The organism is Comamonas sp. MYb21 (genome assembly GCF_037479395.1).
Classification (GTDB): domain Bacteria; phylum Pseudomonadota; class Gammaproteobacteria; order Burkholderiales; family Burkholderiaceae_C; genus Comamonas.
This window is the reverse complement of the sequence record NZ_JBBGZC010000001.1, coordinates 83,201-101,129: the sequence shown is the minus strand read 5'-3', so window position 1 is coordinate 101,129 and position 17,929 is coordinate 83,201. Positions and strand designations below refer to the sequence as shown.

At 63.7% G+C, this 17,929-nt stretch carries 17 protein-coding genes; 7 read left to right on the top strand and 10 right to left on the bottom strand.

The genetic code is table 11. The features are described from left to right. Nucleotides 1–11: 11 nt before the first annotated feature. Genes rpoZ through WH367_RS00450 form a run of 3 tightly spaced genes read right to left on the bottom strand, consistent with a single transcriptional unit; the run spans nucleotide 12 to nucleotide 1,779 of the window. Entirely contained in the window at nucleotides 12–215 is a 204-nt protein-coding gene (gene rpoZ / locus WH367_RS00460; protein WP_021026333.1) for a DNA-directed RNA polymerase subunit omega, read from the bottom strand. Further along, complete coding sequence (gene gmk, locus WH367_RS00455) at nucleotides 215–853, bottom strand: guanylate kinase (protein ID WP_021026332.1); 639 nt, start codon at nucleotides 851–853, stop codon at nucleotides 215–217. Before gmk ends, rpoZ begins: the two co-directional genes overlap by 1 nt. A 14-nt stretch (nucleotides 854–867) precedes the next feature. After that, the gene (locus tag WH367_RS00450; protein ID WP_021026331.1) at nucleotides 868–1,779 is read right to left on the bottom strand and encodes a YicC/YloC family endoribonuclease; all 912 of its coding nucleotides are present in this window, start codon (nucleotides 1,777–1,779) and stop codon (nucleotides 868–870) included. A 72-nt stretch (nucleotides 1,780–1,851) separates the two neighbouring features. On the opposite strand from WH367_RS00450, the gene WH367_RS00445 reads away from it, so the two are divergent. The 5 genes from WH367_RS00445 (at nucleotide 1,852) to WH367_RS00425 (ending at nucleotide 7,135) form a co-directional block, all read left to right on the top strand. Further along, the gene (locus WH367_RS00445) at nucleotides 1,852–2,844 is read left to right on the top strand and encodes a serine/threonine protein kinase (RefSeq protein WP_021026330.1); all 993 of its coding nucleotides are present in this window, start codon (nucleotides 1,852–1,854) and stop codon (nucleotides 2,842–2,844) included. After that, on the top strand, nucleotides 2,841–3,680 hold the full coding sequence (locus tag WH367_RS00440) for a PP2C family protein-serine/threonine phosphatase (protein WP_021026329.1): 840 nt from the start codon (nucleotides 2,841–2,843) through the stop codon (nucleotides 3,678–3,680). The genes WH367_RS00445 and WH367_RS00440 overlap by 4 nt, the downstream gene beginning before the upstream one ends. A 145-nt stretch (nucleotides 3,681–3,825) precedes the next feature. Beyond that, entirely contained in the window at nucleotides 3,826–4,461 is a 636-nt protein-coding gene (locus WH367_RS00435) for a non-canonical purine NTP pyrophosphatase (protein WP_021026328.1), read from the top strand. A 7-nt stretch (nucleotides 4,462–4,468) separates the two neighbouring features. Beyond that, entirely contained in the window at nucleotides 4,469–5,704 is a 1,236-nt protein-coding gene (gene hemW / locus WH367_RS00430; RefSeq protein ID WP_445228056.1) for a radical SAM family heme chaperone HemW, read from the top strand. 288 nt (nucleotides 5,705–5,992) lie between these two features. Then, on the top strand, nucleotides 5,993–7,135 hold the full coding sequence (locus tag WH367_RS00425) for an MFS transporter (RefSeq protein WP_373604914.1): 1,143 nt from the start codon (nucleotides 5,993–5,995) through the stop codon (nucleotides 7,133–7,135). A gap of 8 nt (nucleotides 7,136–7,143) precedes the next feature. On the opposite strand, the gene WH367_RS00420 is transcribed toward WH367_RS00425, so the two are convergent. The 7 genes from WH367_RS00420 to WH367_RS00390 all read right to left on the bottom strand — a co-directional run bounded on the left by WH367_RS00420 (nucleotide 7,144) and on the right by WH367_RS00390 (nucleotide 16,011). After that, complete coding sequence (locus tag WH367_RS00420) at nucleotides 7,144–9,495, bottom strand: CHASE2 domain-containing protein (RefSeq protein WP_339533665.1); 2,352 nt, start codon at nucleotides 9,493–9,495, stop codon at nucleotides 7,144–7,146. 63 nt (nucleotides 9,496–9,558) lie between these two features. Next, nucleotides 9,559–11,262, bottom strand: a complete 1,704-nt coding sequence (locus WH367_RS00415) for a FecR domain-containing protein (protein ID WP_339533664.1) — start codon at nucleotides 11,260–11,262, stop codon at nucleotides 9,559–9,561. A 120-nt stretch (nucleotides 11,263–11,382) separates the two neighbouring features. After that, entirely contained in the window at nucleotides 11,383–12,090 is a 708-nt protein-coding gene (locus tag WH367_RS00410) for a response regulator transcription factor (RefSeq protein ID WP_021026323.1), read from the bottom strand. A gap of 157 nt (nucleotides 12,091–12,247) precedes the next feature. Further along, the gene (locus tag WH367_RS00405; RefSeq protein ID WP_339520251.1) at nucleotides 12,248–13,540 is read right to left on the bottom strand and encodes a tryptophan--tRNA ligase; all 1,293 of its coding nucleotides are present in this window, start codon (nucleotides 13,538–13,540) and stop codon (nucleotides 12,248–12,250) included. A gap of 51 nt (nucleotides 13,541–13,591) precedes the next feature. Next, nucleotides 13,592–14,245 (bottom strand): site-2 protease family protein, encoded by a 654-nt coding sequence (locus WH367_RS00400; RefSeq protein WP_339533662.1) that lies wholly within the window; start codon nucleotides 14,243–14,245, stop codon nucleotides 13,592–13,594. A gap of 174 nt (nucleotides 14,246–14,419) precedes the next feature. Continuing rightward, nucleotides 14,420–15,055: an L-threonylcarbamoyladenylate synthase gene (locus WH367_RS00395; protein ID WP_021026320.1), complete on the bottom strand. Its 636-nt coding sequence runs from the start codon at nucleotides 15,053–15,055 to the stop codon at nucleotides 14,420–14,422. Nucleotides 15,056–15,105: 50 nt separating this feature from the next. Beyond that, nucleotides 15,106–16,011 (bottom strand): 3',5'-nucleoside bisphosphate phosphatase, encoded by a 906-nt coding sequence (locus WH367_RS00390; protein WP_339533660.1) that lies wholly within the window; start codon nucleotides 16,009–16,011, stop codon nucleotides 15,106–15,108. Nucleotides 16,012–16,326: 315 nt separating this feature from the next. Here WH367_RS00390 and WH367_RS00385 point away from each other — a divergent pair, with 315 nt between their 5' ends. Then, nucleotides 16,327–17,166, top strand: a complete 840-nt coding sequence (locus WH367_RS00385; RefSeq protein WP_021026319.1) for a transporter substrate-binding domain-containing protein — start codon at nucleotides 16,327–16,329, stop codon at nucleotides 17,164–17,166. Between the two features lie 94 nt (nucleotides 17,167–17,260). Continuing rightward, a complete protein-coding gene (locus tag WH367_RS00380) occupies nucleotides 17,261–17,929 on the top strand; it encodes an amino acid ABC transporter permease (RefSeq protein ID WP_339520255.1) in 669 nt (222 codons plus the stop codon).

Genomic DNA, 17,929 nt, shown 5'->3' with positions numbered 1-17,929 from the left:
TAAGCAGGGGCTTAGCCGGGTACTTTTTTCAGCATTTCCAGGCCCACCTTGCCAGCAGCGATTTCGCGCAGCGCGGTCACGGCCGGCTTGTTGCGGCTTTCGATTTTGGGCGTGTGGCCTTGGCTCAGCATGCGGGCGCGGTAGGTAGCGGCCAGAACCAGTTGGAAGCGGTTAGGGATTTTGTCGAGGCAGTCTTCAACGGTGATGCGGGCCATCAGGAGTTCTCCAGGGTAACAGGGATGTCGAGTGACGAGAATATTTCGCTGCGAACGCGTCTTTGGGCCGAATAGCGCAAGCGTTGTGAATGTACAACGGCCTTCAAATCGAACAAAGCGCGCTCGAACAATTCGTTAATTATAACGAAGTCGAATTTGTGGACCTGGGCCATCTCGTCGCGGGCGTTCTTGAGGCGCTTCTCGATGACGTCGGAGGCGTCTTCGCCGCGGTTTTCCAGACGCGAGCGCAGCTCTTCCCAGCTGGGCGGCAGGATGAAGATCAGTACCGCATGGGGAAAGCTTTGCTTGATCTGCAATGCGCCCTGGTAGTCGATCTCCAGCACGATATCGGTGCCCTTGGCCAGGCGCTCCTCAATCGCTTTCTTCGAGGTGCCGTAGAGGTTGCCATGCACATTCGCCCATTCGACAAACGCGTTGGAGGCAATCATGCGCTCGAAGTCATCGCGCGAGGCGAAGTAGTACTCGCGCCCATGCTTTTCCTGGCCACGCGGCGAGCGCGTGGTGTGGGAGATCGAGCGAAAGACTTGGGAGTCGAGCTCGAGCAGCGCCTTGACGAGCGACGACTTGCCCGCACCGCTGGGGGCCGAGACGACAAAGAGGTTTCCGGGGTATTCCATGGTTTGGCTTCTTCTTATTCGATGTTCTGCACCTGCTCGCGCATCTGTTCGATCAGGACCTTCATGTCCACGCTGATGCGGGTCAGATCCAGCGCTGCGGACTTGGAGCCCAAGGTGTTGGCCTCGCGGTGCAGCTCCTGGATCAGGAAGTCCAGGCGCTTGCCGATGTCGCCACCCTTGGTGAGCAGGCGGCTGATTTCTTCCAGGTGCGAGCGCAGGCGGGTGAGTTCTTCGGCCACATCGATGCGGATCGCAAAGGAGGTCGCTTCGGTCAGCGCGCGGTCCTGGGCGGCTTCTGGCGAGACGCTGCCGGCGCTCAGCGCCATCGCTTCTTGCCAGCGCTCCAAAAAGCGCTGCTTTTGCTGCTTGACCAGCTCGGGGATCAGCGGCTCGGCCTGTTCGGCCAGTTGGCGCAGCTGCTTGATGCGGTCTTGCAGCATATCGGCCAGGCGCTTGCCTTCGCGTTGGCGGGCGTCGAGCAGGGTCTTGAGGGCTTGCTGGCACAGCGCGGCCACGTTGTCGGCCCAGTTCTCGGGCAGCTCGATGCTGCCGCTGCCGCTCAGGCGTAGTACTTCTGCCACAGTGAAAGGCTGGGCCGTAGGCATCCAGGCCTTGACGGTGTCCTGGAAGCTGCCCAGCTGCTGGAGCAGGCGGGGCGAGGCGACGGGCACGCTGGAAGCCTGTTCACTGTTGATCAGTACACGTACTTCCACCTTGCCACGCTTCAGACTATTATCTACCAGAGAGCGTAACTGTGGTTCGCAGCTTCTGAGATCTTCCGGAAGCTTGAAAGATAAATCGAGAAAACGGCTGTTAACCGAGCGAATTTCCAGTCCGACGCGCCAGAGGGAGGGAGCATTGTTGTCACCGTCAGGTGGGATGCTTTGCTGGACAGAGGCATAGCCTGTCATGCTGTAAACTGGCATAGGACTGTATGAGGTTGCTTGCAATCGCGCTCATTATCAGGCTTCTCATATACCTGCGTTGTTCATCAAACTATGTCAAAAGTAAAGCCTGCGCCGCTACCAGCCAATACCGTCATCGGTGGCTACCGGATCGTGCGGCGCATATCGGCGGGGGGGTTCGGGGTGGTCTATCTGGCGCTGGCGCCCGATGGCCAGCAGGTCGCCATCAAGGAGTATTTGCCGTCCAGCCTGGCCACGCGTGCGCCAGGGTCGCTGTCGCCGAGCATCGAGCCCGACAAGCTGTCGCTGTACCGCCTGGGCCTCAAGAGTTTCTTTGAAGAGGGCCGCGCGCTCGCCCAGATCTCGCACTCCTCGGTCGTCAGCGTCTACAACTTCTTCCGCGAAAACGACACCGTCTACATGGTGATGAACTACCTGCAAGGGGCCACCTTGCAGGATTTCGTCGTTACCGCCCGCGATCTCAAGGAAGCCAAGGTCTTCCGCGAGTCGACGATCCGCTCGCTGTTCGACGAGGTGCTGCGCGGTCTGCGCATCGTGCACCAGCACAAGATGCTGCACCTCGATATCAAGCCGGCCAACATCTTCATCACCGACGACAACAAGGCGGTGATGATCGACTTTGGCGCTGCCCGCGAGGTGCTGAGCAAGGAGGGCAACTTTGTCCGCCCCATGTACACGCCCGGCTTTGCCGCGCCCGAGATGTACCGCCGCGACATGTCGCTGGGCCCCTGGACCGACATCTATGCCATTGGCGCCTGCATCTATGCCTGCATGCAGGGCATTCCGCCCAACGATGCGCCCAAGCGCCAGGAAAAGGACCGCCTGAGCCTGGCCATGTCCAAGGTGCGTGGTGTGTACTCGGACAACCTGATCGAGCTGGTGGAGTGGTGCATGGCGCTCGATCCCCAGGCCCGGCCTCAATCGGTGTTCCTATTACAAAAAGAGCTGGCGCGCGAAGACGAGCGCCGCTATACCAAACTGAGCGTCTCCGAGAAGGTTCGTATGTCGATTGATTCGCTGGTCAGCGATACCAAAAAGCGCGTGGGCGGAGGCCAAACCAAATGAAGTTCTCGGTCTTCCAGCTCAGCCGCAAGGGCGGGCGGGAAAAAAACGAAGACAGGATGGGGTATAGCTATACCAAGGAAGCCTGTCTGTTTGTCGTGGCCGATGGCATGGGAGGGCATCCGGAAGGGGAGGTGGCCGCGCAACTGGCCTTGCAGACCGTGTCGCTGGATTTTCAGCGCCTCGCGCGCCCCAAGCTGGAAGACCCGGCCGAGTTCCTCGAGAACGCGCTGCTGTCTGCGCACCACAACATCCTCAAGTACGCGATTGCCAACAACATGGATGACCCGCCCCGCACCACCTTGGTGGCCTCGGTGGTGCAGGATGGCAATATCTGGTGGGTGCACTGCGGCGACTCGCGCCTCTACCTGGTGCGCAGCGGCAAGGTGCTGGCGCGCACGCGTGACCACTCCTATATGGAGCTGCGCGGCTCGGGCGTGACCAGCATCAACCCCGATCGCTTCAACCGCAATGTGCTGTTCACCTGCCTGGGCAGCCCCTCGCGTCCGTTCTTCGATGTGGCCGGCCCCACCGAGATGCACCGCAGCGACCGCATCATGCTGTGCTCTGATGGCCTCTGGAGCAGCGTCTCCGAGACCGTGATCGCCCGCGAGCTGGCCAATAAATCGGTCTCGCGCGCCATCCCCGACCTGATCGATGCTGCGCTGCGCAAGGCCGGGGCCACCAGCGACAACGTCACCGCAGTGGCGATGGAGTGGGAGATGCCCGGTGCCGAACGCTTTGAATCCGAAGACCCGGTGAGCGACACCTTGCCGCCGGCGCCAGAGCCCGGCGCTGGCGACCAGGCCCCGCCCAAGCCCGACGCGCCGGCGGCATAAGCCCGGCATGCACTGCGTTTTGTCGCTGGTCCGATAATTCAGCCTGTCCCGGCATGGCGGCGCAAGGCCGCCATGCCTGTTTTTACCGTTCTCAAAAAGCAGCGGGCTGCACGGGTGATACCGGTGCAGCCGCTGGTGCCGACCCATGAAAATCGTTCTTGCTTCCAACAATCAGGGCAAACTCGCCGAGCTGCAGGCCATGTTCGAGCCCCTGGGCGTGAGCCTGTTGCCCCAAGGCACGTTGATGGAGGGCGAGGCGCCCGAACCCTATGGCACCTTCTTGGAAAACGCCTTGAGCAAGGCCCGTTTTGCCGCCGAGCGCACCGGCCTGCCTGCGATTGCCGATGACGCCGGCCTCTGCGTGGCCGCCTTTGGCGGCCTGCCCGGTGTGGACACCGCCTACTACTGCACGCAGTTTGGCTACGACAAAAGCGATGCCAACAATGTGCGCGCGCTGCTCGAGCAAATGCAGGGCATCACCGACCGCCGTGCGGCCATGGTCAGCACCCTGGTGGCGGTGCGCCACCCCAAGGACCCGGAGCCGCTGGTGGCCGTGGGCCGCGTGGCCGCCGAGATCACGACCGAGCCGCTGGGCGAGGGCGGCTTTGGCTTTGACCCGGTGCTGCTGATTCCCGCGCTGGGCATGACCTTTGCGCAGATGGCCACCGAGGTCAAGCATGCGCACAGCCACCGGGGCCGCTCCTCGCGCCAGATGATGGCACTGCTGCGCGACAGCTGGCTGGCCGGCGCGCCGCTGGTGGCCGCTGCCCCCAAGGACTGAGATGGCGATGCATATTCCGCTGCAAGCGGCGCAGCCTTCTGAGCAGGTGGTGCAGCGCGACATCCAGCACTACATGCGCCCGGGCACCTTGCAGCTGCCCAGCCTGCCGCCGCTGTCGCTCTATGTGCACCTGCCCTGGTGCATCAAGAAATGCCCCTACTGCGATTTCAATTCGCACGAAGCGCGCGACGGCCGCCATGCGGTGCCGGAAGATCGCTACATCGATGCGCTGATCGCCGACCTGGAGCAGGCCCTGCCGCTCATCTGGGGCCGCAGCATCCACAGCATTTTTCTGGGTGGCGGCACGCCCAGCCTGTTTTCGCCGGAGTCGATTGACCGGCTGATCTCGGCCATCCGTGCGCGCCTGCGTGTGGACGCGGGTTGCGAGATCACGATGGAGGCCAACCCCGGCACCTTCGAGAAGGACCGCTTTCGGGCCTTTCGCGGCGCGGGCATCACCCGGCTGTCGATTGGCGTGCAGAGCTTTGACGACCGCTTTCTGGAGGCCATTGGCCGCGTGCACAACGGTGCGCAGGCGATGGCTGCGGTCGAAGAGGCGGCCAGCAGCTTCGAGACCTTCAACCTCGACATCATGTATGCGCTGCCGGGCCAGACCGCCCAGGACTTGGCGCGGGACCTGGACAAGGCGCTGGGCTTTGCGCCGCCGCATATCTCGATCTACCACCTGACCATCGAGCCCAACACCTTTTTTGCCAAGTACCCGCCGGCCGTGCCCGAGGACGATGTGGCCTATGCGATGCTCGACCAGATCACCGCGCGCACCGCGCAGGCCGGCATGCAGCGCTACGAGGTATCGGCCTATGCCAAGCCCGGCCACGCCTGCGTGCACAACAGCAACTACTGGCTGTTTGGCGACTACCTGGGCATTGGCGCGGGCGCCCACAGCAAGCTGAGCTTTGCCCACCGCGTGGTGCGCCAGGTGCGGCTGCGCGACCCGGCCCGCTACATGGCTCAGGCACTGCAAGGCAACGCGCTGGCGCAGGACGACGAGGTCAAGCGCGCCGATCTGCCGTTTGAGTTCATGCTCAATGCGCTGCGCCTGCGCGAGGGCTTTGCGCTGCAGGACTACCTGGACCGCACCGGCCTGCCGCTCAGCTCCATCGCCAAGGCCTTGCACGAGGCCGAGGCCAAGGGCCTCGTCAAGCTGGACTTTCAGAAAGTCACCCCCACAGAGCGTGGTTTTGACTTTCTGAGCGACCTGCAGGAGCTGTTCCTGGCTTAAATTCTCCACAGTAGGTGGTCATTTTTTACCGACTAGTCAATATGTGGACTGCGCTGCCCCTACGCAGAGCGTATAGATATCGCGCACAATAGCGCCCGCTGCTGAGCAACCATGCCGCCGTCTGTGCGGCATTTTTGTGCGCGCAGCTGTCATAACACCTACTACAAAGCGCTTGTCATGTCTTCTTCCGCTGCCGGGTCTGCCGCTTCAGGCACTGCCTCTCCCTTGTCCGATACCGTCAACCGCTATGGCTGGAAGGCCCTGGCCGGCTCGGCCGTGGGCTATGCCATGGATGGCTTTGACCTGCTGATCCTGGGCTTCATGCTCAGCGCCATCCGCGAGGACCTGGGGCTGACCACGGCCCAGGCCGGCTCCCTGGTCACCTGGACCCTCATCGGCGCGGTGTTGGGCGGCATTGTGTTTGGCATGCTCAGCGACCGCTATGGCCGCATCCGCGTGCTGACCTGGACCATCGTGCTGTTTGCGGTGTTCACCGGGCTGTGCGCGTTTGCGCAGGGCTACTGGGACCTGCTGATCTACCGCACGATTGCCGGCATTGGCCTGGGGGGCGAGTTCGGCATCGGCATGGCGCTGGCGGCCGAGGCCTGGCCTGCGCGCTACCGGGCACGGGTCTCGTCCTATGTGGCGCTGGGCTGGCAGGTGGGCGTGCTGGGCGCGGCCTTGCTCACGCCCTTGCTGCTGCCCCATATCGGCTGGCGCGGCATGTTCCTGGTGGGGGTGATCCCCGCCTTTGTGGCCTGGTTCATCCGCAACCGCCTGCATGAGCCCGAGGTGTTTGTGCGCAGCCAGGAGAAAAAGCAGTCCGTGCTGCAGTGCTTCAAGCTGCTGGTCAAGGACCGCGCCACCACCCGCATCAGCGTCGGCATTGCCGTGCTCACCTCGGTGCAGAACTTTGGCTACTACGGCATCATGATCTGGATGCCCGCCTTTCTGGCCAACAAGCTGGGCTTCAACCTGACCAAGTCCGCGCTGTGGACGGCGGTCACCATCCTGGGCATGATGGCCGGCATCTGGATCTTTGGCCAGCTGGCCGACCGCATCGGCCGCAAGCCCAGTTTCCTGCTGTTCCAGGCCGGTGCGGCGCTGATGGTGCTGTTCTACTCGCAGCTCAACGACCCGATCACCATGCTCTGGGCGGGCGCGGTGATGGGCATGTTCGTCAACGGCATGATGGGCGGCTTTGGCGCGCTGATGAGCGAGGCCTACCCGACAGAAGCACGCGCCACCGCGCAGAACGTGCTGTTCAACATTGGCCGCGCCGTGGGCGGGGCAGGTCCTGTGGTGATCGGTGCGATCGCGGCGCAGTACTCGTTCCAGATGGCGATTGGCCTCCTGGCCGCCATCTATGTGCTCGACGCGCTGGCCACCGTGTGGCTGATTCCCGAGCTGAAGGGCAAAGAGCTGCACTGAGCGCCGCGTTAGGCGGCGGGCAGCTCCTGCTGCGTGCCTGGCGCTTTCGGTAAATGCAGGCTGAAGCAGGAGCCGGCGTTGACCCCGCTGGTCACGTTGACAAAGCCCTGGTGGCGCAGCACCACGGTCTGCACAAAGCTCAGGCCCAGGCCAATGCCCGAGATCTGCGGCTGGCTGTTGTGGTGAAAGCGCTGGAAGGGCTGGAACAGCCTGTCCAGCTGCTCCTGCGTCATGCCAAAGCCCTGGTCGCGCACCTCCACCCGCCAGTACGCGCCATCGTCGGCGATGCTGGCCTCGACGGCGGTGCCGCTGGGGCTGTACTTGATGGCGTTGCTGAGCAGGTTGACAAAGCAGCGCTGCAGCAAGGAGCGGTCGCCCACGCAGGCGATATCGGTCTCGGCCGCCTCCAGCTCCCCGGGCAGGTAGCGCACCTGGATCTTTTTCTCCGAGGCCTTGGCCCAGCAATCGTCCACCGCCTCTTGCAGCAGCACATCGAGGCTGAGCACATGGCGCTGCATGGCCTGCGACTGGGCCGAGGCCAGCTGCACAAAGCTCTCGGCCATCTCCAGCGATTGGTGGGCCAGGCGGTTGATCTTCTGGTGCAGCTCGGCCTCGCTCATCTGGCCGGGAAACTCCTTGTACATCTCCAGCAAGGTGATGATCGAGGACTGGGGCGAGCGGAAATCATGCGAGATAAAGCGCAGCGCCTGGTCGCGCTGCTGCTGGGCCTTGTGCAGCTCGGTCAGGTCCACCAGCATCAGCAGCCAGCCCGCAGGCGCGGGGGCGCGAAAGGCCTCGGCCAGCAGCAGCCAGCGGTGGTCCTCGCGGTCCAGCACCTCGCATTCGGCCGGCAGCGCGCGCAGCTGCTCGGCATTGGCAAAGGACAGCACCTGGCCCGAATCCTTGACGCGCATGCCGCCCAGTGCCGACTGGATCGCGATCAGGCCCTGGCTGGGCATGCCCAGGTTTTGCAGGTAGCTGACGGCGGCGGCATTGTGCAGGCTGACCATGCCCAGCGGGTCCACCACAAAGGTGGGCGAGGGGATCTGGCGCAGCGTATCGCGCACAAAGCCGTGCATCTGGCGCAGGGTGTCGGTAGCGGTCTCCACCGCCTTGATGCGCCGCTCCAGAAAATCATCCATCAGCATGCCGCTGCGCTGCGGGGCGCTGGTGGTGTCCAGCGCGGCGCGCAGGTTGTGCATCTCCTGCTGCAGGAACTGGGCCGCAGCACTCAGGCGCCGCCAGCTCCAGATCGGGTAGATCGCCAAGAGCCCCACGAGCGCCGCCCCGGGCGCCAGCTGCAGGCCGGCAAAGCTGCGCAGCCCCAGGCACAGCGCCAGCAGGCCGGCCGCGACCACGGCTTGCGCCAGCAGGCCTGCCATCGGTCCCAGCAGCGCAATGGCCAACAAGGCCAGCACAATGGCGGCCAGGTTGACCGCCATATTGCCCGGCAGCGATACCGCATGCACATGCTGGCCCGACAGCTGCGAGTCCAGCGCATGGGCAATCAGCTCCACCCCCGCGATGTGCCGGGACGCGGGCCGCGCCGGGCTGGCAAAGTAATCGCCCAGGCCGGAAGCCGTCGCCCCCAGCAGCACATACTTGCCGCCAAAGCTGTCTGCAGGAATGCGGCCCGTCAGCACATCCTCGGCCGAGTACATGGTGTAGGGCCGGTCACCACGGGCAAAGTTGAAGATCTCGGGCGAGCGCTGCTCCCACTGCTCGCCGGGCTCGGGCGGGCGGGTGCCCTGGCACAGCGGGTGGCTCTGGCCGCTGGCGCAGAGCATCGCAATGCTGAAGTGGGGCCAGGGCCCGGTGTTCTCGCCCTGCGCGCCAAAGTAGCGGCGTATCACGCCGTCGTCGTCGACGGTCACATTCACATGGCCGAGCTGGCGCGCCGCCGTGCGCAGGCTGGCCAACGGCAGCTCGGCGCCAATGTCCACATTGGCCATGCGCCAGTCCACCGGCAGCACCACATTGCCGGCCTGGGCAATCGCCTGGGCCAGCTGGGCATCGTCGTCGGGGTGCTGCAGATCGGGTTCGCTGAACAGCACGTCCACGCCCAAGGCCTTGGGGTGCTGGGCGGCAATGCGCGCAATCAGCTGCGCATGCACGGAGCGGCGCCAGGGCCAGCGCCCCACGCTTTGCAAGCTGGCATCGTCGATGGCGACGATGACGATGTCGTCGCGCGGCGCAGGCGCGCTGAGCCAGCCGGTGATGTCCTGCACAAAGGTGTTGATGACGCGGGGCTGCTCGCGCAGACTGGCCCAGGCCACCAGGCCCAGCAGCAGCGCAGACAGCGCCAGCCATTCCAGCCAGCGCAGTTGCGTGCGGCTCAGCGAAAAGGAAGGGGCAGCCATGCGCTAGTCCATGGGCGGGGGAGGAGTGCGGTCATGCGCTTGTGGCGGGGGCCGCAGCGCCCCTCACTTCGGGCTGAGCACCGATTTGCCGTCACCGCTTTTGAGCACGCCGCCAGCACCGGTCAGGATGGCCGGCTCGACCGGCAGCTTGCGCGGGGCCGAGTAGCGGCTCTTGAGGCCCGAGGGGTCCAGCACCTGGATGCGCACATAGTAGTCGCCCGGGGGCAGGCTGTCCGATGCCCATTGCGGGGTATCGAGCGCGAAGGTGCGGGCATCGGTGAAGCTGTCATCAGAGGCCAGCTGCAGGTTGAAGCGCTGACCGGCTTCTGCGGGCCAGGACAGCTGCAGCTGGTTGGGGTTGTTGGACTCGGCGGGGCTTAGGGCGTCGGCGCCCAGGGTCGGCGGGTTGCTGCCGGTCCTGAAAGCCTGGGGCTGTGCAAACGGGCCTTGGTCGAGGCTGCCATCGGCGAGCTTGCGCACGCTGGCCACGCGCCAGAAATAGGAGCCCACGCCCAGGCCGGACGCGCTGGCCTGGCAGTTGTCCACGACGCCGCTGTCTTGCAGCGGGCTGCTGAAGTCCTGGCTGGCTGCGACCTGGATGCGGTAGCCCACAATGCCGGGGCCGCCTTCGGTGCACAGCAGCTCGCCGTCGGCCAGGCCAATGAGGCCGCCGGGCGCCGGGTTGGCGTAGAGCGGGGGCACCGGTGTGGCCTTGACCTTGATGGCCTGGACCGCTGGCGTGCCCGGAATGTCCTGGCCATCGATGGCCCGGGCGCTCATGTAATACGTTCCATCTGCCACGGCCTCGAACTTGAACGTGGGGCTGGCATGGCTTTGCTGAAGGACCACGCGCGCGAGCTCCGGATCCAGCGCCAGGACCACGCCGTATTTTTGCGCCTGCGCGACCTCGCCCAGTTGCAAGGTCAGAAAGTTGGCGTCCTCAAACACCGGCGGATTGGCCTGCAGGCTGGGCGCGGGCAGCAGTGCCACCGTGGGCCCGACCTGGCCGCTGCTGGCCACGGCCACCCCTTGGCCGGCCTGGACACGTGCCTGCTGCGCCGCCTGGCGGCCCTGGACATCGACCACCCCTTTGTCAACGGCCGTGATGGCCTTGCCGGAGTCGGAAATACTGACTGAGAACACGGTGCCGCGCACGCTGGTGGTGGCCATCGGGGTCTTGATCTCGAACTTGCGCTTGCGGCGCTGGTCCATCACCGGCGTCACATGCGACTCCAGCCCGCCACGGCTCAGGTCCAGCACCGACTGCTGCTCGTCGGTGCGGCTGTTCTTGCGCAATTCGCTCAGTTTGAGTTCGGAGTTTTCGTTGATGCGCACCGAGCTGCCATCGGCAAAGCGCAAGGTCACAAAGCTGCCGGCAGGCACCTGCAGCTCATCGCCTTCGGTCAAGATGGTGCCCGAGGCTGCACTTTGCCAGTCGCCACCGGCCAGCGGCGAGCGCACGCGCGCCACGCCCTTGACGTGGCTGATGGTCACCTCCTGGTAGCCCACCATGTGCGCGGGGATGACGATCACCGAGCCAATGGGCAGGCGCAATGGGTCCTTGACGCCATTGAGCGTGCCCACGGCGCGCCACTGCTGCGGGTCCTTGAGGTAGCGCTTGGCCACGGCCTCGAGCGTGTCACCGCTGGTGACCGTGTGGCGGATGTCGGGCAACTGGTCTGCCGATGCCGCCAGCGCGAGACCAGGGGCGGCCACGCCAAAGGCCAGCAAAACGGCAGCAGAAAACGGCAGACGAGAAAGAAACAAAATGGCTCTCCTTACCGCCAGGCCATGGTGCCTGGCAAGGCCGCTGCATGCGGCAGAGTAAATACGGCCAACACGTGTGGCGTGTTGGCCGTAAACCGCGCTGCATGCAACCGCAGAAATTTATTCAGGCTGCGCCTCGGACAGCGGTTTGACGGCCTCAAACCGGTAGCCGACACCATAGACCGCCGTGATGATGAAGCCGTTCTCCGGTCGCAGATCCAGCAGCGTGCGCAGCCGCGATACATGGGTATCGAGCGAGCGCGAGATGACATCGGAGTTCTGGCCCCAGATGATTTCGCGCAAATGGTCGCGTGACAGCAGGCGGCCCATGTTCTGGAACAGGAACAGCGCCAGGTCGTACTCGCGGTTCTTCAACTCGACCAGCTTGCCATCGACCTCCAGGGCCCGCGAATCGGAGAGGAACTTGTAGCGGCCAAACTCCAGGATGCCCTTGGTCGCAGCTGGGTAGGCGCGGCGCAGCAGTGCCCGCACGCGCGCGACCAGTTCGGCCACGCGCAGCGGCTTGATCATGAAATCGTCCGCGCCCGACTCCAACCCTTCAACAATGTCGGCCTCACCATGGCGGCTGGTGATGAAGAGCACCGGCAACTCCTGGTTGACGTTCTCTCGAATCCAGCGCACAACCTGCGGGCCCGTGGTGTCTGGCAGCTGCCAGTCCAGGATCAGCAGGTCATAGGTCTCGCGGCGCATGTCCTTGATCAGAGAGGCGCCAGAGGAATGGGTTGTACAGGCGTGGCCCTCCGCCTCCATGGTTTTGGAGAGCATATCCAACACCACCAGATCATCATCCAGTGCCACAATTCTCATAACAGCTCACTCCCACTAAGCTCAATAGCTTGCTTTTATTTGATAGCTCAATAATAAAAGCAAATTGAATCACCGGCTCCACACTGCGTTAAACGGGGAAGTTGCCACTACGGTGACAGCTTCAACAATTGGTTGCAAATGCAGTATAGGCAGTCTCTTAACTCTCGGCTATCTCTTTCAACGCCAACTGCACATCCGACAGCGAAAAGCTGTCACCCAACTGCAGGTTGTCCATGGCGTCCTGCAGATTCTGCGGCGCAGCCTGCAAATGGGCAATCATGGCGCCCGCATCCCGGGGGGCATCAAAGCCCTGGCTTTGCAGCAGCAGTGCGCCATCGGCGCGCACCAGCTTGAAGTAGAACTTGCCGTCCTTGTCGCGGTACTGCTTGAAGGCAGCGCCGCCTTGCTTGGCCGCAGCCTTGGGTGCCGCAGCCGTGCTGGCTGGCGTCAGTGGCCGCAGGCCAACAGCGCCACGTAACTTGTGTAGTAAAGGGCCCGAATATGTACGCGCCTTTTCTGCGCCTTTGCGCAAAATAGCTTCAACTTCCTCGGGGTGGGCCATCAGGTAGTTGTAGCGTTCGCGCAACGGAGCGAGCTCCCGGTCAATGCATTCGAACAGCAGGGTCTTGGCCTCGCCCCAGCCAATGCCATCGGCATAGGCCTGGCGCAGGGCCGCCGTTTCCTCGGCGCTGGCAAAGGCCTGGTAGATCTGGAACAGCGCTGAGCCTTCGACTTCTTTGGGCTCACCCGGAGCGCGCGAGTCGGTGACGATGCTGCCGATCAGCTTCTTGAGCTGGGCCTGGGTGGAGAACAGCGGGATCGTGTTGTCGTAGCTCTTGCTCATCTTGCGGCCATCGAGGCCGGCGAGAGTCGCCACGTTGTCGTCGACCGCCGCCTCGGGCAGCACGAAATGCTCGCCATAGAGGTGGTTGAAGCTCGATGCCATGTCGCGCGCCATCTCGATGTGCTGGATCTGGTCGCGGCCCACCGGCACCTTGTTGGCATTGAATGCCAGGATGTCGGCCCCCATCAGCACCGGGTACATGAACAGGCCCGCAGTCACGCCGTCATCGCCGTCCTTGCCGGTTTCGGCATTCTTGTCCTGCGCGGCCTTGTAGGCGTGAGCGCGGTTGAGCACGCCCTTGCCGGTCACGCAGGTCAGAAACCAGGTCAGCTCGGGAATCTCGGGAATGTCCGACTGGCGGTAGAAGGTGACGTGCTCGGGGTTCAGGCCCGCGGCCAGCCAGCTCGCTGCAATCTCCAGGGTCGAGCGGTTGACGCGCTCGGGATCCTGGCACTTGATCAGTGCGTGGTAGTCGGCCAGGAAGTAGAAGTTCTCCACATCGCCTGCGCGGCTGGCAGCGATGGCCGGGCGCATCATGCCGGCGTAGTTGCCCAGGTGGGGCGTTCCAGAAGGGGTGATGCCAGTGAGATAACGTGTCTTAGTCATAACTATCAATCAATATGCTTTGCGGTGCTGCAGGGCAGTGGGGCCCGGCGATCAGCTAAAGGGCATCAGCACCACGCTGACCACGGCGTAGCCCAGGCTTATCAGGGGGCGCATCCAGAAGGTGCTGACGACGCCGGCGATGACCAGACCCATGACGATGAAAAAGCCATAGGGCTCGATCTTGGACACCGCCACCGCCTGTTTGTAGGGCAGCAGACCGACCAGTACCCGGCCGCCATCGAGCGGGGGCAGCGGAAACAGGTTGAAGGCCCACATCACCAGGTTGACCAGCACCCCCGCCTGCGCCATCTTGAGGAAAAAGCGCTCATCGACGCCGGAGGCGACCAAGATACCGTAGACCAGCGCCCACAGCAGCGCCTGCACAAAATTGGTGGCCGGGCCAGCCAGCGCCACCCAGATCATGTCGCGCTTGGGGTTGCGCAGGTTGCCAAAGGCGACCGGCACGGGCTTGGCATAGCCAAACACAAAGGCGCCCGAGGTCATGAAATACAGCATCAGCGGCATCAGGATGGTGCCGATGGGGTCGATGTGCTTGAGCGGGTTGAGCGTGAGGCGGCCCAGCATGGCGGCGGTGTTGTCACCAAAATGGCGCGCAGCATAGCCATGCGCTGCCTCGTGCACGGTAATGGAGAACAGCACGGGCAGGGCGTAGATCAGAACGGTTTGTATCAGGTCAGCGTTCACGGAATGGGCGGTGGTCAAAGGGGAGAAAGGGCGCGCCGCAGCGCACCAGGCAGTGGCGAGCCTATCAGATTTGCCAGTGGCCGCTGCCAGGCGATGGCAATGGCCGTGGCAAACGATTGCGCAGCCCGGGCAGGCAGCCCTGGCGCGGCGCTGCTGCCACCGGCCAGTATGGGGCTACAGGCCCAGCTGCGCCAGCGGGCCGCGGCCCTCGCGCACCACCACCGGCGCGCCACCGGTGCCCATCGGCGTCAGGTCGACAATCGTCGTCGGTTCCAGCGGGCAGGGGCCGGCATTGACGACCAGCTCGATCTGCGATTCAAAGCGCTCGCGGATCTCCTCGGGGTCGTTGAGCGGCTCGGTCTCGCCCGGCGGGATAAGGGTGGTGGACAGCAGCGGCTCGCCATGCAGCTCCAGCAGCATCAGCAGGCCCTTGTTGTCGGGCACGCGCAGGCCGATGGTCTTGCGCGACGGATGGCTGATGCGGCGGGGCACTTCCTTGGTGGCATCCAGAATGAATGTGAAGGGCCCGGGCGTGCCCAGCTTGAGCATGCGGAACTGGTGGTTGTCCACCATCGCATAGCTCGACAGTTGTGACAGATCGCAGCACAGCAAGGTCAGCATGCGCTTGTCGTCGATCTGACGAATGCGGCGCAGGCGGTCGACCACCTGCTTGTTGTCCAGTGCGCAGACAAAGGCGTAGCTCGAATCGGTGGGCACGGCCAGGATGCCGCCATCCTTGAGCATGGCAGCCGCCTGCTTGAGCAGGCGCGGCTGGGGATTGTCTGGATGAACCTCGAAATATTGGGCCATGGTCTTGCTGTTGCTCTTGTTATCGTGGGGGCTGCTGCGGAGCGGCCATATCAATGGACTGCGGCCTGTGGCGGCGGGCTGGCGTTCGGATGGGGGTGGGGGTGCAGGATGCGCCCCTCCAGCGCCTGCCACACGGGTTGGACCCCGCTGGGCAGCGGGGGCAGCGCACCAAAATCGGTACCCGATTCACCCGGGCTGTGAAAATCGCAGCCGCGCGAGGCATAGAAGCCAAAGCTCTTGGCCATGTCCGCGTAAATCGCGTATTCATGCGGAAAATGGCTGCCGGTCACCACTTCCACCCCCTGGCCGCCATAGTCCTTGAACGACGAGAACAGCGCATGCTCTTCGCCGCCATTCAAGTGGTAGCGCGCCGGGTGGGCGATGACGGCCATGCCGCCCGCTTGCACGATCCACTGCACGGCATCCTGCAGCCGGGCCCAGCGGTGGGGCACAAAGCCGGGTTTGCCTTCGACCAGGTAGTGGCGAAACACCTCGGCCGGATCGCGGCAGACGCGCGTGTCCACCAAAAAGCGCGCAAAGTGCGTGCGCGAGATCAGATCGGGGTTGCCCACATAGCGCAGTGCGCCCTCATAAGCGCCACCGATGCCTATTTTCTCCAGGCCGGCCGCCATATCGCGGGCGCGCTGCTCGCGGCCGCCGCGTGTGCGGGCCAGGCCGGCGCGCAGGCCGGGGTGCTGCCAGTCAAAGCCCAGGCCCACGATGTGCACCGTGGTCTCGCCAAAGCTGACCGAGATCTCCACGCCGCTCAAAAACGCCAGCTGCTGCTGGGCGGCAGCCGCGCTCGCCCGGTCCAGGCCGCTGACCTCGTCATGGTCGGTCAGCGCCCACAGCTGCACACCCCGCTCGCGCGCACGCTGCGCCAGCGCTTCCGGGCTCAGGGTGCCGTCGGAAAACGTGGAGTGGCAGTGCAGATCGGCGTTCAGCATGTCTGGCATGAAATTGGCTAGAGGGACCAAGGTGCTTGCGGCGTATACGGGTGGCAGCGCATCAATATGTTCTTTCATTGTAGGCCGCGTGCTGCTTCCAGCGTGTCAGACCCGGCGCAGCGTCGGGGCTATCCCGGGTTTTTCGGGCTCGGCTGTCTCTGAAATGTCAGTATTAACCCTTAAATTGTCGTTGTTTCGCCGATTTGACGAAAATAACAATGCATCTCGACGTTTTGTGTTTTTTACTAGGGTTTTTAACAGGAATACACTGTCGGTTTTTCACGGTCGCGCAGCCCGTTTTCGCTGCGTCTAGAGGATACGTAGATGTTTTCTGTCAAAAAGTGGATGGGTGCAGCGGCCTTGGTAGTCGCAGGTGTATCGGTGGCTGGCGCGGCCCTGGCGCAAGGTGCGGAGTCGACGATGGACCGCGTCAAGCGCACCAAGGAACTGCGCGTGGGCACCGTTGCGGGTGCGATCCCCTACTTCAGCAAGGACCTGGTGACCCAGAAATGGGAAGGCTTTGGCCCCGACTTTGGCGAGAGCCTGGCCAAGAAGCTCGGCGTGAACGTCAAGTTCGTCGAGACCACCTGGGGCAATGCCGTGCTGGACCTGCAGGCCAACAAGATCGACCTGATGTTCGCGATGGCGCCCACCCCCCAGCGCATGGAAGTGGTCAACTTCTCCAAGCCCTTGCTCAACAATACCTTCACGGCCGTCTGCAAAAAAGGCCATGCCCCGGTGCAGACCTGGGAGCAGCTGAACAACCCCGATGCCAAGGTGGTGGTCGATATCGGCTCCAACCAGGACCAGTTCGCCACCCGCGCGCTGCCCAAGGCCAATATCTCGCGTCTGGAGAGCTCGGGCGCGGCGACGATGTCTGTGCAGACCGGCCGCTCCGACTGCCAGGTGCTGGTGGTGCTGCTGTCGCAGCCACTGGTGGCCAAGCGCCCCGATGTGGGCACGGTCTATGTGCCAACGCCGGTTGAGACGGCCAACACCAATGTGGGCCTGCGCAAGGAGCCGAACAAGGACTTCGAGAACGCCGTCAATGCCTGGCTGGATGAAGCCCGCTCCAAGGGCGAGATCCAGTCCGTGGTGCTCAAGAACATGGAAAAGCTCGCTGGCGTCAAGGCCGATTCCTTCCCCAAGGAAGTCAAGTTCTGATGGTTGGTCCACATGGGCGCGGTGCCCATGTGAAACACCCCGGTTGCAGCCGCGTGCTGCCTCCGGGGTGTATGCGTTAAAGGTAGATTGATTTATGTACGAGTGGGACTTTGGTTTCCTGTGGAAGTACCGCATGCTGCTGGTCGGCGGCGTGGGCTACACCTTGCTGTTCACGGTGATCTGTATCCTGGGCGGCCTTGCGGTCGGACTGGTTGCAGGCCTGGGCCGGCTGTCCAGCAACAAGATCATCACGGCGCCGCTGCGCGCCTTTGTCGAGGTCTTCCGCTGCACGCCGGTGCTGGTGCAGCTGGTGTGGTTCTACTACGCGCTGCCCGTGCTCACCGGCATCGAGATGAGCGCGCCGGTGGCCGCTGCGCTGTGCTTGTCGCTGTACGGCGGCGCCTTTTATTCCGAAATCATCCGCGGCGGCATCATCTCCACCGATATCGGCCAGACCGAAGCGGGCCAGGCGATTGGCATGACGCGCGGCCAGGTGATGCGCCGCGTGATCCTGCCCCAGGCTTTCCGCAAGATGATTCCGCCGCTGGTCAACCAGTCGATCCTGCAGCTCAAGAACACCTCGCTGCTGATGGTGCTGGCCGTGCCCGATCTGCTCTACCAGGGCCAGGTGATTGCGCATGACACCTACCGCCCGCTGGAGGTCTACACCTTCATCGCCATCACCTATTTTGTAATTCTTTTCCCTGTGACCTTGTGGGCCAAGCGCCTGGAGCACGGCACATCGGCCGGCAAGGAGGCCTGA

What these genes read in the sequence shown, in the direction of transcription:
- WH367_RS00420 (WP_339533665.1), bottom strand. Translation starts at nt 9,495, where the DNA reads ATGGCTGCCCCTTCCTTTTCGCTGAGCCGCACGCAACTGCGCTGGCTG.
- WH367_RS00405 (WP_339520251.1), bottom strand. Translation starts at nt 13,540, where the DNA reads ATGACTAAGACACGTTATCTCACTGGCATCACCCCTTCTGGAACGCCC.
- WH367_RS00440 (WP_021026329.1), top strand. Translation starts at nt 2,841, where the DNA reads ATGAAGTTCTCGGTCTTCCAGCTCAGCCGCAAGGGCGGGCGGGAAAAA.
- WH367_RS00445 (WP_021026330.1), top strand. Translation starts at nt 1,852, where the DNA reads ATGTCAAAAGTAAAGCCTGCGCCGCTACCAGCCAATACCGTCATCGGT.
- gmk (WP_021026332.1), bottom strand. Translation starts at nt 853, where the DNA reads ATGGAATACCCCGGAAACCTCTTTGTCGTCTCGGCCCCCAGCGGTGCG.
- rpoZ (WP_021026333.1), bottom strand. Translation starts at nt 215, where the DNA reads ATGGCCCGCATCACCGTTGAAGACTGCCTCGACAAAATCCCTAACCGC.
- WH367_RS00450 (WP_021026331.1), bottom strand. Translation starts at nt 1,779, where the DNA reads ATGCCAGTTTACAGCATGACAGGCTATGCCTCTGTCCAGCAAAGCATC.
- WH367_RS00435 (WP_021026328.1), top strand. Translation starts at nt 3,826, where the DNA reads ATGAAAATCGTTCTTGCTTCCAACAATCAGGGCAAACTCGCCGAGCTG.
- hemW (WP_445228056.1), top strand. Translation starts at nt 4,469, where the DNA reads ATGCATATTCCGCTGCAAGCGGCGCAGCCTTCTGAGCAGGTGGTGCAG.
- WH367_RS00395 (WP_021026320.1), bottom strand. Translation starts at nt 15,055, where the DNA reads ATGGCCCAATATTTCGAGGTTCATCCAGACAATCCCCAGCCGCGCCTG.
- WH367_RS00390 (WP_339533660.1), bottom strand. Translation starts at nt 16,011, where the DNA reads ATGCCAGACATGCTGAACGCCGATCTGCACTGCCACTCCACGTTTTCC.
- WH367_RS00410 (WP_021026323.1), bottom strand. Translation starts at nt 12,090, where the DNA reads ATGAGAATTGTGGCACTGGATGATGATCTGGTGGTGTTGGATATGCTC.
- WH367_RS00380 (WP_339520255.1), top strand. Translation starts at nt 17,261, where the DNA reads ATGTACGAGTGGGACTTTGGTTTCCTGTGGAAGTACCGCATGCTGCTG.
- WH367_RS00425 (WP_373604914.1), top strand. Translation starts at nt 5,993, where the DNA reads ATGGATGGCTTTGACCTGCTGATCCTGGGCTTCATGCTCAGCGCCATC.
- WH367_RS00385 (WP_021026319.1), top strand. Translation starts at nt 16,327, where the DNA reads ATGTTTTCTGTCAAAAAGTGGATGGGTGCAGCGGCCTTGGTAGTCGCA.